Below are 14,346 nucleotides of genomic sequence, written 5' to 3'. Positions count from 1 at the left end.
GTGCGGCGGGCGTCACGCGCGAACCTGGGCAACGTGACGCCTTTTCGGCTTGCGAATGACGAGCGCCTAGAACACCTTTACCGGCACATTCACGACCAGACGGTACTCCATGTTGTTGCCGTCCGAATAGTAAGCGCTGCCGTTGTGCCACATAGCGATGAACGTGATTTTCGTGTCCTTGAAGCGGCCGCTTTGCAGCGTATAGCTCGGAATGAAACCGAACTCGTGGTGATGGCCGTGCACCGGCTGACCGTTCTTCCAGTACAGATCATGCAGCGCAGCGCCAGGCGACGCATTTTCCGCCGCTTCCGCCGAGGCATCGGCACCCCAGCCATAGGCGCCCCACAGCATCGCCTTGAGTCCCGGCACGCCTGCGTATTTCCCGTCGAACGTATAGCGCAATTGCAGTGACTGCTCGTGCGGCGCGTTGTAGTCGACGTCCATCGAGTTGGTCAGATAGATGCCGTTGGTCTCGTTCACGTAGTCGAAGAACTGGTCGCCGAGCACCTGCTGATAGCCGAGCAGCAACGCATGCGGCCCGTGTTGCGCGGACACCGACACGCTATACGCATTGCTGTTGATATGCCCCTGTCGCGACGCGCCGGTGTCGTGCGTCGAGTAGATGTTGGCAAGGCCGCTCCACTTGATGGTGGTCGGATCGCCGAACGACTGCGAAACCGAACCGTAGTACTGACGCCAGACGTCATCGGCCTGATCGATGTAGAGCGCCATTTCGCCGTTCTTCGCATAGTGCCAGGTGCCGCCCACATAGGTCAGCCGGTCGATGCGCGTGCCGCCGTACGAGGTGGTCAGGTTGCTCAGATTAGTGTGGCCGCGTGCGTCGACCTTGGTGAAGCTGCCGGCCTCGAGCGTCGTGTGAGCCAGATCGTTGCTGACGAGCGAGACGCCGAGAAAGGTGGGCGGCAACGCGCGGTTGTCGTGCGGTTCGAGAAACGGATTCGTCACGTCCTGCAAGCCGTATTTGACGACCGTTTCCGATATGCGTCCCTTGATGTCGTACATGCCGGGGTACGCCCATGCGAGTTGCTGCGAGCCCCCGCCGCTTTTGCCCACGTGCACCATGTTGCCCGCGCCATTGCCGCCGTCGAGCTTGAGCGCACCGAATAGCGACGCGTCCACGCCGAAGCCGACCAGGCCTTGCGTGAAGCCCGACTCATAGTTGACCTGCGCGCCTTGCACCCACGCATGGCGATAGATCGTGTTCGGCGCCTGAAAGTAGTCCGCGTAGTTGCGGAACTGCAGATTCAAATGACTATCGGCGATGAAGCCCTTGCTCGATGCCTGGCTCGACGGTGGCGTGGGCGGCGTGACGACTTGCGATGCCTCGGCGTTGACAATCGCATTCGTGGTATCCGGCTGATCGTTACGGATCTGCCCGCCCTTCTCCGCACGGCGCTTGTTCGCGGGCGGCGCCTGCGTCACCTGTTCCGGCGATGCTTGTGGGGACGACAACGTTTGCGCGGCGGGCGCAGCGTTGCTCGCGTCGGCTGCGGGCTGCGTGATCGCGTCGTCGGCATAGGCATTCGCGGCGACGGCCAGTGCGGGAAGGGTGAAGGCGCAGTAGATCGCGGCAGTGACTCCGGACTGCTTTGACCGGATTTTTGAGCGGATTTTTGAGCGGATTTTTGTTGAGTTATTTTTCATGATGGGATGTCTCGACTTTTGTAATTAAACTTTGGCCGGCGGTTAGCCAGTCCACGCTGATCGCTCGTCATGCGGATTGCAGGGCGAGCGAATCCAACGACACGGCGAGACCGCCGTGCCGGGGAATGAGGTTGCTGTCCTGGGGTGAGGCGGCTGGCTTTAGCCGTCGCCGACGCGAATGCACGCTACGCGCGTCGCGCTCGCACCGTGCGTGACAGGTTGCGGAATCTGCGTCGCGCACGCGTCTATCGCGTCGGGACAGCGCGTGCGAAATGCGCAGCCGGAAGGCGGATTCAGCGGTGACGCAATCTCGCCGCGCAACAGCAGATGGCGCCGCGCGCGCTCAACGGCCGGGTCGGGCACCGGCACGGCGGACAGCAACGCGCGCGTGTAGGGATGACGCGGCGTGCCGTACACATCGCGCTTGTCGCCGAATTCCATTACACGCCCGAGATACATGACGAGCACGCGGTGGCTGATGGCCTTGACCACCGCGAGATCGTGCGCGACGAACAGAAGCGATAGCGACAACTCGCGTTGCAGATCGCGCAGCAGATTGACGATCTGGGCCTGGATGGAAACGTCGAGCGCGGACACGGGTTCGTCGCAGATCACCAGTTGCGGCTCGCCGATCAACGCGCGCGCAATCCCGACGCGCTGACACTGGCCACCCGAAAACTCGTGCGGATAGCGGCGCAGGTGCTGCGCGTTCAGGCCCACGCGTTCGAGCATGGTCAGCACGCGGCGTTGGACGTCGGCGCGCGCGAGGTTTCTGCCCTGTGCGACGAGCGGCTCGGCGACGATCTGTTCGATCGTCATGCGTGGATCGAGCGAGGCGAGCGGGTCCTGGAAAATCATCTGCACGTCGCGGCGCAGGAGCGTGGTATCGCGTTGCGGCACCTTGGCGCTGCCACGCGATGGTGTCAGCACCGTTTCGTTGCCGAGCCAGCGCACGCTGCCGCTTGCCACCGGCGCAAGTCCGACGATCGCGCGCGCAAGCGCAGACTTGCCGCAGCCCGATTCGCCGACAAGGCCCACGGTTTCGCCCCGCCGCACGCTGAACGACACGCCGTCCACCGCGCGCAGCATGGTCTTGCCCGACCACGGATAGCCGCCGCGCGACACGCCGAACTGCACCTTGAGTTGCTCGACCGAAAGCAGCGTGCCGGTTTCTTCGCCTGAAAGGGGAGTCGCGTTCATACGTGTTGTGCCTCCAGGATTTCGCCCACCGGACGGTGGCAGGCGCGTCGCGCTTGCGGGTCGTTGGCGATTGCAACGAGCGCCGGACGCACCTCGCGGCATGCGTCGAGGCAATAGGCGCAGCGCGGCGCGAATGCGCAGCCCGCGGCCACTTCGCCGGGCAGCGGCGGATTGCCGGGAATGGTTTGCAACGGGCGATCGTCGTCGTTGTCTTCGCTGTCGTCATTCAGGCGCGGCAATGCGCTGAGCAGACCGAGCGTGTACGGATGCGTCGGTGCGGCAAACAGTGTGGCGGCGCTCGCCTGTTCGACGGTCTGGCCGGCGTACATCACCATCACGTCGTCGCACAGGCCCGCGACCACGCCCATGTCGTGCGTGATCAGGATGATCGCGGTGCCGCGCTCGCGGTTCAGTTCGCGCAGCAGCTCGATGATTTGTGCCTGCACGGTAACGTCGAGCGCGGTGGTGGGCTCGTCGGCAATCAGAATTTCGGGCTCGGAAAGCAGCGCCATGGCGATCATCACGCGTTGCCGCATGCCGCCGGAAAACTCATGCGGATACATGCGGATGCGCCGCGCGGCATCGGGAATGCGCACCGATTCGAGCGTTTCGATGGCGCGGCGCCGCGCCTCGCGGCGCGACATCTTGCGATGCAGTTGCAGTGTCTCCGTCATCTGCCGCTCGATGGTCAGGAACGGATTGAGCGAGGTCATCGGGTCCTGAAAGATCATGCCGATGCGGTCGCCGCGGATTCTGTTCAGCGCGGCCTCGTTCATGGCGAGCAGATTGTCGCCGCGATAGAGCGCTTCGCCGGACACTTTGCCGTTGCCCGCGAGCAGGCCGAGCAGAGCCATCACCGTCTGGCTCTTGCCGGAGCCTGATTCGCCGACAATGCCGAGCGTGCGGCCCGCTTCGAGCGAAAACGACACGCGCTGCACCGCGTCGACGGGCGCGCCTTCACGGCGCGTAAAGCGCACGCTGAGATCTTTGACTTCGAGAAGCGGCATGTCAGCGGTCCTTGGGGTCGAATGCGTCGCGCAGACCGTCGCCGACGAAATTCACGCAGTAGAGCGTCACGCACAGCATCACCGCCGGGCACAGCAAAAGCCAGGGCATGGACTCGAGCTTCTGCGCGCCGTCCTGGATCAGCACGCCCCAGCTTGTCATGGGTTCCTGCACGCCGAGGCCGAGGAACGACAGCACCGACTCGGTGAGCACGATGTTCGGCACCGTCACGCTCGCGTACACGACCACCACGCCGAACAGGTTCGGCACGATATGCCGCGCGATGATCCAGCGCGAATTCACGCCGATGGCGCGCGCCGCATCGATGAATTCGCGCGTGCGCAGCGACAGCGTCTGGCCGCGCACCACGCGCGCCATGTCGAGCCACGAAAACGCGCTGATAGTGAGCACGACGAGATAGAACGCGCGGCCGAACATCGTCATCATCAGAATGGCGATCAGCATGTAGGGGATCGCGTACATCATGTCGACGATGCGCATCATCACAGCGTCGACGCGCCCGCCCAGGTAACCGGCGGTCGCGCCATACGCGACGCCGATCAGCCCCGACACCAGGGTGCCGAGCAGGCCCACTTCGAGCGACACGCGCCCGCCTTGCAGCGTGCGCGCGAGCAGGTCGCGGCCGAGCTCGTCGGTGCCGAACCAGTGCATGTTTTGCAGCGTCGGCGGCAGACTCGTTGCGGACCAGTCGCTGTCTATCGGACCATTGGGCAGCAGCCACGGACCGGCGACACATGCCACGACGATCAGCAACAGCACGATGCAGCCGGCGAACGCCGCGCGGTTGCGCGTGAAGCGCACGGCGGCGCTGGCGAGCGGACCGCGCGAGCGCGGGGCGCCGGCCACGGCGGCAAGCGGGTCGCGCGCCGCCGCAGTCGATTGAAGAGAGCGGGCCATGATCAGTACCGGATGCGCGGGTCGAGCCACGCATACACGAGGTCGACCAGCAGATTGAAAAGCACGGCGACGGCGGTTGTCAGCACGACGAGGCCGAGCACGAGCGTGTAGTCGCGATTGATTGCACCGTTGACCACCAGTTGCCCGAGGCCCGGCAACGCGAATACCGACTCGGTCACCACAGCGGCGGTAATCGACGAAATGCAGATCGAACCGAGTAGCGACACGACGGGCATCAACGCAGGCTTGAGCGCGTGCCGCAGCACGATGGTGCGACCGGGCAGCCCCTTTGCGCGGGCAGTGCGGATGAAGTTGCCGGACAGCACTTCGATCATGCTGCCGCGCATGACACGCGCAATGGCCGCGACGTTGATGAACGTGAGCAGCACGATAGGCAACACGCGGTAACGCCATTCGCCTTCGCCCCAGCCGCCCGCGGGCAGCCACCCGGTGCCTTCGGAGCGCTTTAACAGAATCGCGAAGACCCACACGAGCACGGGCCCGAGCACGAAGGGCGGCACCACGTTGCCGATATTGCCGAGCACCATGACCGCGTGATCGACAAAACGGTCGCGGCGCACGGCCGCGAGCGTGCCGAGCGTGACGCCGATCACCACGGCAATCGGCACGGACACGCCGCCCACACCCAGGCTGACCGGCAACGCTTTCCAGACGAGGTCGTTGACCGACCAGTCGGCGTAGCGGAACGACGGCCCGAGATCGCCGCGCAGCAGCGAACCCAGGTAGTGGACGTACTGCAGCCACAACGGTTCGTCGAGGTGATACTTCGCGTTGAGGTTCGCGAGCACGGCCGCCGACAGTTGCTTCTCGGTGTCGAACGGCCCGCCCGGCGTGAGATGCAGCAGCAGGTAGCAGGCGGTGATCACGGCGAGAATCGTCGGAACCGCCCACAGCGTGCGGCGCAGCGTATAGGCCAGCATGTCGATGCTCCGCGCTTAGTGCTTGATCAGATACATGTCCTGCGTGGCCCGCTGGTCCACGTAGTTGGTCGACGTGTAGCCGCCCACGTAAGGCTTGACGAGCCGCACCGCGGAGTACTGGAAGAGCGGCACCATCGGGTAGTCGTTCATTGCCATGTCGTGCGCCTGGGTGAGCAGCGCGGCGCGCTTCGCGTCGTCGAGCTGCAGGTTGGCTTCTTCGACGATCTTGTCCACTTGCGGATTGCAATAGCGCTGATCGTTCTGCACGCTGTTGCAGCGGATCAGGTCGAAATACGACATGGCGTCGTTATAGTCGACGAACCAGCCGTCGCGCGACGCTTGCACCTTGCCGTCGTGACGCTGCTTGAGCAGCACCTTGTACTCGACGTTCTCGAGCTTCGTGTTCACGCCCAGCTTGGTGCGCCATTCGGACGTTGCGAAGAGCGCGACCTTCTTGTGCAGATCGTTCGTGTTGTAGGTGAGGGTGAACGTGAGCGGCTTCGCTTCGGAATAGCCGGCGCTTTTCAGCAGGTTGCGCGCATAGTCCACACGTTTGGCCATCGGCCAGCTTGCCCACTCGGGCTTGAAAACCGCTGCACCCTGGGTGCCTTTGGAGATGAGGCCATACATGGGCAACTCGCCGTCGGCGGTCAGGCGCTGCGTGAGCAGGTCGCGGTCGAGCACCATGGAAAGCGCCTGGCGCACGCGCTTGTCCTTGAAGAGCGGATCTTCGTTGTTCAGGCTGTAGTAGTACGTGGCGATCTGCAAGCCGGTTTTCAGCTCGCTGCCGAACTGCTTGCTCACCTGCGCGTAGATGCCCGACGGAATCGAATACGTGTAGTCGAACTGTCCGGCCTGATACATGCGCATCGCGGTCTCGTCGTTTTCGATCGGCAGATAGGTCACTTTCGTGATCACCACCTTGCCTGCGTTCCAGTATGTCTTGCTCTTCGTGCCGACGAGCCGGTTGCCAGGCTGCCAGTCGGCCAGCACGTAAGGACCATTGCCGACGAAGTTGCCCGGCCGGGTCCAGTCGCCACCGAACTTCGTCACCACGTCGCGGTTGACCGGCACCATGGTCGGCATGGCGGCCAGTTGCGGGAAGAAGGCGGCGGGTACCTCGGTGGTGACTTCGAGCGTGTAGGGATCGGCGGCTCGAACGCCCAGGCTCGTGAGCGGCGCTTTGCCCGCGAGAATTGCCTTCGCGTTCTTCACGAATTCGACCAGCACGGTGTACTTGGAGCCCGTCTTCGGATCGAGCACGCGCTGCCACGCGTACACGAAATCGTTTGCGGTGACGGGCTGCCCATTGCTCCAGCGCGCGTCGTGGCGCAGCTTGAAGACCCACGTGTCGGGGCCGGTGCGCGTCCACGACTGCGCGACGCCGGGCACCACGGTGCCGGCCGCGTCGATGCGGGTGAGGCCCTCGAACATGTCGAGCGCGATGGTGTTGCCGGTCCACGATTCGACATGCGCGGGATCCAGCGATTCGGTTTCGCCCGGCACCTGGCGGGTGATTTCCTGGCTCGCGGCAAGCGTCACGCCAGCCGGCACAGTGACGGCGAACGCAGAACCAGCAAGCGACGAGGTTAGGGTGAGGACGAGCGCACTCAGCGCCGTCGCATACGCAAACGGGGTTTTCATCGGTTCAGATCGCAGGAAAGGTCGAGAGAAGAAGGCGCGGCGCTGATGCGCCCGGCTATCTGCTTATTGCGGGCCTGGGCGGCCCTTGTTGTTTGTCAGACATGCAGGAATCCTTACATTTCGTAATGCAGGCTGTCCTGCCGGATGAACCGGAAAGTAGCCCGCTTGCTTAAAACAGTCTCGGTGTGCCCACCCAGACGACCACCGACTCCACGCGAGCGGTGTTCAGCCAGCTGTGCGGCACCGTCGATTCGTAATGCGCGCTGTCTCCTGCACGCAGTACGAACGTCTTGCCTTCCAGCGTCAACGACACTTCGCCGTCGATCACATACATAAACTCTTCGCCGGCATGCGTCGTGACTTCCGAGCGCTTTTGCCCCGGCGGCATCTTCACGAGGATCGCCTCGAGCTGGCGGCCGCCTGCCACGTTCGTCAAGCGCGCGAAGAGGTTGGCCGAGTCCGCGAAGCCGAAAAACTTCAGCTGATCGCCGCGACTCACCGAGCGTTCTTCGCTAGGGGTGTCGACGAAATACTGCACCGTGACCCCGAGCGCATGAGCGATGCCCGCCAGTGACGTGATGGACGGCGAGGCCAGGCCCCTTTCCACCTGCGACAGAAACGGCTTGGAAATTCCCGCCGCGGTTGCCGTCTCGTCCAGCGTGCGCTTCAGACGTTGCCGCAGCGCGCGGATTTTGCTGCCTACTTCGAGTGCCGTATTGCTCTTATGAATTGTCGTGACCATAGCAGGAGGAAATTAGCCCGTCAAAATTTGTTTGATATAAGTAAATATGGTTTGATGGCGCCTTGCCGGTGGCTGCGGGCCTGTGCCCCCGGCTTCAAACTGACTGCATTTTTCAAGACAGGTCGCTATGTTGCCAGAAGCTACAAGCCGCTCCGCCAATTCGGCCGGCGGCGTGGAAACGCCGCGCCTTCATTCGGACAAGGGCGCGCATAGATTCAGCGGCGTCCCAATCTATGCGCGCTGAATATCACGGCGGTACATACACGACGCGCAGGACGATGCTGCACGGCGGGGGCGCTCGCTCGTGGAGATGCGGCCGTTCTCGCAATCCGATGGTTCGCGGCGCGCGGCAGTCCCGCCGTCGCCCGATAGTTTGAACAAGAGGTTAATGATGGATTTACCGCAACACTCCCGCGTGCAGGTCTCGCAGACCCGCTCGTTCTCAACCGTGTTCCTGATCGAAATGTGGGAACGCTTCGGCTACTACGGCATGGCGGCGCTGCTCGTGTTGTTCATGATCGACAAGCTGCATTTCGCGGACAGCCGCGCCACGCTCACCTGGGGCGCATTTACCGCGCTCGTGTATGCGTCGCCGTCGATAGGCGGCTGGATCGGCGACAAGATTCTCGGCACGCGCCGCACCATGACCTTCGGCGCGATCGTGCTGGCCGCCGGCTATCTGATGCTCGCGCTGCCCGACGACCGGCTCGCGTTCATGTACGCGTCGCTCGGCGTGATCGTCGTCGGCAATGGTCTGTTCAAGGCGAACGCGGCCAATCTCGTACGGCGCATCTACGAAGGCGACGACGCGCGCATCGACAGCGCGTTCACGATCTACTACATGGCCGTCAATCTCGGCTCGACAGCTTCCATGCTGGCGACCCCGTGGATCAAGGACCATTGGGGCTGGCACACGGCCTTCGCCGTGTGCTGCGCGGGCATGCTGCTGGCGGTGGCGAACTACTTCGTGATGTTTCGCACGCTCGCGCATATCGGCTCGGCGCCGGACGCCGAGCCGGTTCGCTGGCGGCGGGTCGGCGCGGTCGCGCTCGGCGGCATTGCGCTTGGCGCAGCGACCATGTTCGTGCTGCAACACAAGGCGCTTGCAGTGGCTTGCGTCTATGCAGCGGGCGTCGCGGTTCTGGCGATTTTCGGCTACATGCTGCTCAGGTGCGAACGCTCCGAGCGCGCGGGTCTGGTCGCTGCGCTGATCCTTACGGCTCAGGTGATCCTGTTTTTCGTCTTCTATGTGCAGATGTCGACCTCGCTCACGCTGTTCGCGTTGCGCAATGTCGATCCGCGCTTCACGCTGTTCGGCGAGACGCTCTTCACGTGGAGCGCGGCGCAGTTCCAGGCGCTCAACCCGATCTGGATCATGCTGCTGAGCCCGCTGCTCGCGCTGCTCTATACGCGGCTCGCGAAGAGCGGCAAGGACGTGCCGGTTGCAGTCAAGTACGCGTTCGGTTTCGCGGTCGTGGCGGCGGGCTTCTTCGTCTACGCGGCGAGCGGCCGCTATGCGGTGAACGGGCGCGTGTCGTCGTGGTTCATGGTCGGCGGCTATGGCTTGTACTCGCTTGGCGAGCTACTGGTGAGCGGCCTCGGCCTCGCGATGATCGCGCGCTATGTGCCCGTGCGCATGAGCGGCTTCATGATGGGCGCTTACTTCGTGGCGACCGGCGTGTCGCAGTATCTGGGCAGCGTGGTCGCCAATTTCGCGCAGATGCCGGCGGGCGACATGGACCCGCTCGAATCGTTGCCGCTTTATACGAAGCTGTTTACCGGCCTGGGCTGGCTTGCCGCCGTTGGCGCGGTGGTGGCCGTGCTGCTGTTGCCGCTCATGCGTAGGCTCTCGCGCGAGCATCAGCGGTGCAATGCTGACGCAAACGAGGCCGTGAAGGAGGCCGCAAACGAGACGAGCGTGCAACGCCCGGCGGTGGCGCAGCAGTAGGCGCTTGCGCGCGGCACTGGGCGACGCATCGAGCGGGCGCTGGCAACTGGTGCTGGCAACTGGTGCTTGCAACCAGCGTTGGCAACCAGTGCTTGCAACCGGCGCTTGCAACTGGCCACGCGGAAGTATCATGGCGTGGTCATCACCGGTAGCCAGTCAGAATGGAAATTCACATCGCCGTTGAAGGTCATCACGATCTGTCCGGGCAGATTTATCGGCAACTGCGAGCCGGCATTCTCGAAGGGCGCCTGGCCGGAGGCACACGCCTGCCGTCCACGCGCGATCTCGCGACGCAGTTGGGCGTGTCGCGCAAAACCACGCTCGACGTTTTCGAGCGGCTCATTTCCGAGGGTTATCTTACCGCGCGGGCGGGTTCGGGCACATTCGTCGCCGACGGTCTCGAGCGCCTGCCCGCCGAGCGCTCGCCTCATGCGCATGCGGCACAGTCGTCGCGCGAACGTGCGAAGGCGAGGAAAGACGCCGCTCGCGCCCAGCCGCTCTGGGAGCAGATGCCCGACAGCTTGCCGTCGCCGCGGCCTTCGGTCGCGGCGGTTCAGGACTTCGTCGGCGGGGCGACCGACAAGACCCTGTTCCCCTTCGACGTCTGGCGCCGCTGCGTCAATCACGCGCTGCGTGCGCAGGCACGCGGCGCCGGCACTTATCGCGACGCGGCGGGCGAGCAGGAACTGCGGCTCGCGATCTCGCGTTACCTGGCGTTCAATCGGGCGGTGGCCAGCAACTGGGAAGAGGTGATCGTCACGCAAGGCGCGCAGCACGCGCTCGATCTGCTCGCCCGCATCACGCTCGGTCCCGGCGAAGTCGCGGCTATCGAAGATCCCGGTTATCCGCCCGCGCATGCTTGCCTGAGCGCAACCGGCGCGCGGGTCGCGCATGTGCCGGTGGACCGCGAGGGTTTGATCGTCGGCAAGCTGCCCGACAACGCGCGGCTCGTTTATGTCACACCGTCGCATCAGTTTCCGCTCGGCATGCCGATGAGCCTGGAGCGTCGCGTCGAACTGCTGGAATGGGCGCAAAAACGCGGCGCCGTGATCATAGAAGACGACTACGACTGCGAGTATCGTTTCGAAGGCCGGCCCATGGAGCCGCTGAAAAGCCTCGACCGCGCCGGTCTGGTCGCCTACGTGGGCACGTTTTCGAAAACCATTTTCCCCGAGCTCCGGGTGGGCTACGTTGTGCCGCCCGCCTCGCTGTTCAAGCCGCTTGTCAAGGCACGACAGATCGCGGACTGGCACGGCTGCACACTTACTCAAACCGCGCTTGCCTCGTTCATGCTGAACGGCGACTTCGCGAAGCATCTGAGGCGCATGCACAAGACCTACGCGGCGCGGCGTGCGATGCTGCTCGCGCATTTGCAAGGCTCGCTTGCGCCGTGGTTCGAGCCGATCGTGCCGACGGCCGGCATCCACCTGGCGGCGCGCCTGAAGGCGCCGCTCACCGAGCAGGCTGTGACGGCGGCCGCGCGCGAGGCGTCGATTGGTCTGTACGGGCTCGCACCGTTCTATCAGCGCGCGAAACCGCAGGCCGGTCTGATCTTTGGCTACGGCAACATAGCCGCTCAACACATCGACGCTGCCATGAAGAAGCTGGCGGACATCCTGCCACGCGTCGCTTCCTAGAGCCGCTAAAGCGTTAAAAATGTATCGGCAATGTCGGCATGCGCACTGAGCTGCGCTCAGAATATGCCGCTACACAGGGATTGAAACCGCTTGTAACGCACTTTACGCGTTGCTCATGCAACGTCCACGAAAGCAGTTTAGCCCCTGAAACAAGGCTCAGAATGTGTCCGGCAGTCTGCGCCGCGCAACAAACCTGCGCTGTTATACACAAAAGAGTCGCGCAAATCGCATCAGCGCTTGTAGAATCCGGCCTTGAAGCGTGCGCATACGGTGTGCGCTTCGTGCAATTCATTGACCACAACAGGTAGGAGAAACATGCCGACTTCCGCAAAAAAGGTGGCCAAGAAGGCTGCTGCCCCGGTACCGACCAAGAAGGTTGCTGCAAAGAAAGTCCCTGCGAAGAAAGCTCCCGCAGCTAAGAAGGTCGCCGTGAAGGCGTCCAGCGCACCGTCGCCGATCAAGGACACCTTCACGAAGGCCTCGCTGGCTGCACACGTTGCTGAACGCGCTGCGGTCGAGCCGAAGGCTGCCAAGGCTGTCCTGGCTGCGCTCGAAGACACGATCCTCGGCGCTGTGCATAAGAAGGGCGCTGGCGAATTCACGCTGTCCGGTCTTCTGAAGATCGTCGTGCAAGCCGTGCCGGCCAAGAAGAAGCGCTTCGGCAAAGACCCGTTCACGGGCGAAGAGCGCTGGTTCCCGGCCAAGCCGGCTAGCGTGCGCATCAAGGCACGTGCGCTGAAGAAGCTGAAGGACGCTGCAGCAGGCTAAGCGCTTCGTGCATGGCTCGGAGCTGTTGCGCTTCGAGCCTCGCACTGCAAGTGGCCTAAATCCCCGCGGATGCAAATCCGCGGGGATTTTTTTCGTCCGGCTGTTGTGCGGCTCTTGCGCGGCCCTTGCGCCGATCTTGTGCCGCTCTTGCACATTTAGCCGCGACATTCGATGCGGTGCATCGGACATGCCGCGCATGCACTGTACTAGCGCATCGTGTGCCCCGGCAGTACGATGGCAAGGAAGCGCCCCGCCCCGCGATGCGCGCTTCATGTGCATGTCTGCCGGTTTAGCGCGCTAATGCTCAATGGCATAGCGCTTGCTTGAATGAAGTCGAACACCGAATGCGCAGCGCATTCGCCTTCTATCCGACAACAAGAGCGGGGCGTGACATGCGATGCTACGACGAGATGCGTCATCATGACGATGCCGTGCGGCCTCATTACGCGCGCTTTGAGCGTTGGCTCTCGAAGCAGGGTAATGAAGCGATCGCACGCAAGCGTGCGGAAGCAGACTTGCTGTTTCGCCGGGTCGGCATCACGTTCGCCGTGAACGGCGATCTGTCCGGCACGGAGCGGCTGATTCCCTTTGACCTGATTCCCCGCATCATTCCGCGTGGCGAATGGCAGACGCTCGAAGCCGGTTTGCGTCAGCGCGTGCAGGCGCTCAATCTGTTTATCCACGACGTGTATCACGATCGCAAGATCGTGCGCGCCGGCATCGTGCCCGCCGAGCAGGTCTATACCAACGCGCAATACCGGCCGGAAATGCAGGGCGTCAATGTGCCGCTCGGTGTTTACGCGCATATTGCCGGTGTGGACGTGGTGCGCGCAGGCGACGACGGCGACTTCTACGTGCTCGAAGACAACCTGCGGGTGCCCTCGGGTGTGTCCTATATGCTCGAAAACCGCAAGATGATGATGCGGCTTTTCCCTGAACTCTTCGTGCAAAACCGCATTGCGCCGGTCGCGCATTACCCCGATCTTCTGCTCGATACGCTGCGCTCGGTGGCGCCCGAAGGCGTCGACGACCCGGTGGTGGTCGTGCTGACGCCGGGCATGTACAACTCCGCATACTTCGAGCACACGTTCCTCGCGCAGCAGATGGGCGTGGAGCTGGTCGAAGGCAAAGACCTGTTCGTCGACGACAACTATGTGTTCATGCGCACGACGCAGGGGCCGAAGCGGGTGGACGTGATTTATCGCCGCGTCGACGACGATTTTCTCGACCCGCTCGCGTTTCGCAACGATTCGGCACTGGGCGTGCCGGGGCTGCTGACCGCGTATCGCGCGGGACGTGTGGCGCTCGCCAATGCCATGGGCACCGGCATCGCCGACGACAAATCGATCTATCCGTATGTGCCCGACATGATCGAGTTCTACCTGGGCGAGAAGCCGATCCTGAACAACGTGCCTACGTTCCAGTGCCGCAAACCGGACGATCTTGCGTACACGCTCGCGCATCTGCCGGAGCTCGTCGTCAAGGAAGTGCATGGCGCGGGCGGCTACGGCATGCTCGTCGGGCCCGCTTCCACGAAGGCAGAAATCGAAGCCTTTCGTGAACGTCTGATCGCGCGACCGGCGGGCTATATCGCTCAACCGACGCTGGCGCTTTCCGCCTGCCCGACGTTCGTCGAAGCCGGCATCGCGCCGCGCCATATCGACCTGCGTCCGTTCGTGCTGTCGGGCAAGACCGTCACCATGGTCGCGGGCGGGCTGACGCGCGTGGCGTTGCAGGAAGGCTCGCTCGTCGTCAATTCGTCGCAGGGAGGCGGGACCAAAGACACGTGGATGGTCGACTGACGCGGTTCTCGCGCGGCCGCCGATAGCCGCGCCCGCAACCCAGCGCGCCGGGGCAGGCATGAGAGCCGCCGGCGCA

At 63.5% G+C, this 14,346-nt stretch carries 11 protein-coding genes; 4 read left to right on the top strand and 7 right to left on the bottom strand.

Going from position 1 to position 14,346, the window contains the following annotated elements:
- Positions 1 to 66 precede the first annotated feature (66 nt).
- The 7 genes from F757_RS0130215 to F757_RS0130185 all read right to left on the bottom strand — a co-directional run bounded on the left by F757_RS0130215 (position 67) and on the right by F757_RS0130185 (position 8,115).
- Positions 67 to 1,665: an OprD family outer membrane porin gene (locus F757_RS0130215; RefSeq protein WP_027214590.1), complete on the bottom strand. Its 1,599-nt coding sequence runs from the start codon at positions 1,663 to 1,665 to the stop codon at positions 67 to 69.
- 159 nt (positions 1,666 to 1,824) lie between these two features.
- On the bottom strand, positions 1,825 to 2,865 hold the full coding sequence (locus F757_RS0130210) for an ABC transporter ATP-binding protein (RefSeq protein ID WP_027214589.1): 1,041 nt from the start codon (positions 2,863 to 2,865) through the stop codon (positions 1,825 to 1,827).
- Positions 2,862 to 3,872, bottom strand: a complete 1,011-nt coding sequence (locus tag F757_RS0130205) for an ABC transporter ATP-binding protein (protein ID WP_027214588.1) — start codon at positions 3,870 to 3,872, stop codon at positions 2,862 to 2,864. Before F757_RS0130205 ends, F757_RS0130210 begins: the two co-directional genes overlap by 4 nt.
- 1 nt (position 3,873) lies before the next feature.
- On the bottom strand, positions 3,874 to 4,788 hold the full coding sequence (locus F757_RS0130200; RefSeq protein WP_027214587.1) for an ABC transporter permease: 915 nt from the start codon (positions 4,786 to 4,788) through the stop codon (positions 3,874 to 3,876).
- A gap of 2 nt (positions 4,789 to 4,790) precedes the next feature.
- Positions 4,791 to 5,729, bottom strand: a complete 939-nt coding sequence (locus F757_RS0130195) for an ABC transporter permease subunit (protein ID WP_013342659.1) — start codon at positions 5,727 to 5,729, stop codon at positions 4,791 to 4,793.
- 15 nt (positions 5,730 to 5,744) lie between these two features.
- On the bottom strand, positions 5,745 to 7,373 hold the full coding sequence (locus F757_RS0130190) for a peptide ABC transporter substrate-binding protein (RefSeq protein ID WP_027214586.1): 1,629 nt from the start codon (positions 7,371 to 7,373) through the stop codon (positions 5,745 to 5,747).
- Positions 7,374 to 7,542: 169 nt separating this feature from the next.
- Entirely contained in the window at positions 7,543 to 8,115 is a 573-nt protein-coding gene (locus F757_RS0130185) for a cupin domain-containing protein (RefSeq protein ID WP_013342661.1), read from the bottom strand.
- A 391-nt stretch (positions 8,116 to 8,506) separates the two neighbouring features.
- On the opposite strand from F757_RS0130185, the gene F757_RS0130175 reads away from it, so the two are divergent.
- The 4 genes from F757_RS0130175 (at position 8,507) to F757_RS0130160 (ending at position 14,270) form a co-directional block, all read left to right on the top strand.
- On the top strand, positions 8,507 to 10,063 hold the full coding sequence (locus F757_RS0130175; RefSeq protein WP_156923798.1) for a peptide MFS transporter: 1,557 nt from the start codon (positions 8,507 to 8,509) through the stop codon (positions 10,061 to 10,063).
- A 161-nt stretch (positions 10,064 to 10,224) separates the two neighbouring features.
- Complete coding sequence (gene pdxR / locus F757_RS0130170) at positions 10,225 to 11,700, top strand: MocR-like pyridoxine biosynthesis transcription factor PdxR (RefSeq protein WP_027214584.1); 1,476 nt, start codon at positions 10,225 to 10,227, stop codon at positions 11,698 to 11,700.
- Positions 11,701 to 12,015: 315 nt separating this feature from the next.
- Positions 12,016 to 12,468 carry an HU family DNA-binding protein gene (locus tag F757_RS0130165; RefSeq protein ID WP_025596741.1) on the top strand — a complete coding sequence of 151 codons (453 nt, stop codon included), beginning with the start codon at positions 12,016 to 12,018 and terminating at the stop codon, positions 12,466 to 12,468.
- A 392-nt stretch (positions 12,469 to 12,860) separates the two neighbouring features.
- Positions 12,861 to 14,270: a circularly permuted type 2 ATP-grasp protein gene (locus F757_RS0130160; RefSeq protein WP_027214583.1), complete on the top strand. Its 1,410-nt coding sequence runs from the start codon at positions 12,861 to 12,863 to the stop codon at positions 14,268 to 14,270.
- The last annotated feature ends 76 nt before the right edge of the window (positions 14,271 to 14,346 follow it).

This window comes from Burkholderia sp. WSM2232, assembly GCF_000472545.1.
In the GTDB taxonomy this organism is placed as follows: Bacteria; Pseudomonadota; Gammaproteobacteria; order Burkholderiales; family Burkholderiaceae; genus Paraburkholderia.
This window is presented reverse-complemented; position numbering and strand designations above follow the sequence as displayed.

Excerpts from the sequence above, each read along its gene's own strand:
- F757_RS0130215 (WP_027214590.1), bottom strand. The coding sequence starts at position 1,665 with ATGAAAAATAACTCAACAAAAATCCGCTCAAAAATCCGCTCAAAAATC.
- F757_RS0130210 (WP_027214589.1), bottom strand. The coding sequence starts at position 2,865 with ATGAACGCGACTCCCCTTTCAGGCGAAGAAACCGGCACGCTGCTTTCG.
- F757_RS0130205 (WP_027214588.1), bottom strand. The coding sequence starts at position 3,872 with ATGCCGCTTCTCGAAGTCAAAGATCTCAGCGTGCGCTTTACGCGCCGT.
- F757_RS0130200 (WP_027214587.1), bottom strand. The coding sequence starts at position 4,788 with ATGGCCCGCTCTCTTCAATCGACTGCGGCGGCGCGCGACCCGCTTGCC.
- F757_RS0130195 (WP_013342659.1), bottom strand. The coding sequence starts at position 5,729 with ATGCTGGCCTATACGCTGCGCCGCACGCTGTGGGCGGTTCCGACGATT.
- F757_RS0130190 (WP_027214586.1), bottom strand. The coding sequence starts at position 7,373 with ATGAAAACCCCGTTTGCGTATGCGACGGCGCTGAGTGCGCTCGTCCTC.
- F757_RS0130185 (WP_013342661.1), bottom strand. The coding sequence starts at position 8,115 with ATGGTCACGACAATTCATAAGAGCAATACGGCACTCGAAGTAGGCAGC.
- F757_RS0130175 (WP_156923798.1), top strand. The coding sequence starts at position 8,507 with ATGGATTTACCGCAACACTCCCGCGTGCAGGTCTCGCAGACCCGCTCG.
- pdxR (WP_027214584.1), top strand. The coding sequence starts at position 10,225 with ATGGAAATTCACATCGCCGTTGAAGGTCATCACGATCTGTCCGGGCAG.
- F757_RS0130165 (WP_025596741.1), top strand. The coding sequence starts at position 12,016 with ATGCCGACTTCCGCAAAAAAGGTGGCCAAGAAGGCTGCTGCCCCGGTA.
- F757_RS0130160 (WP_027214583.1), top strand. The coding sequence starts at position 12,861 with ATGCGATGCTACGACGAGATGCGTCATCATGACGATGCCGTGCGGCCT.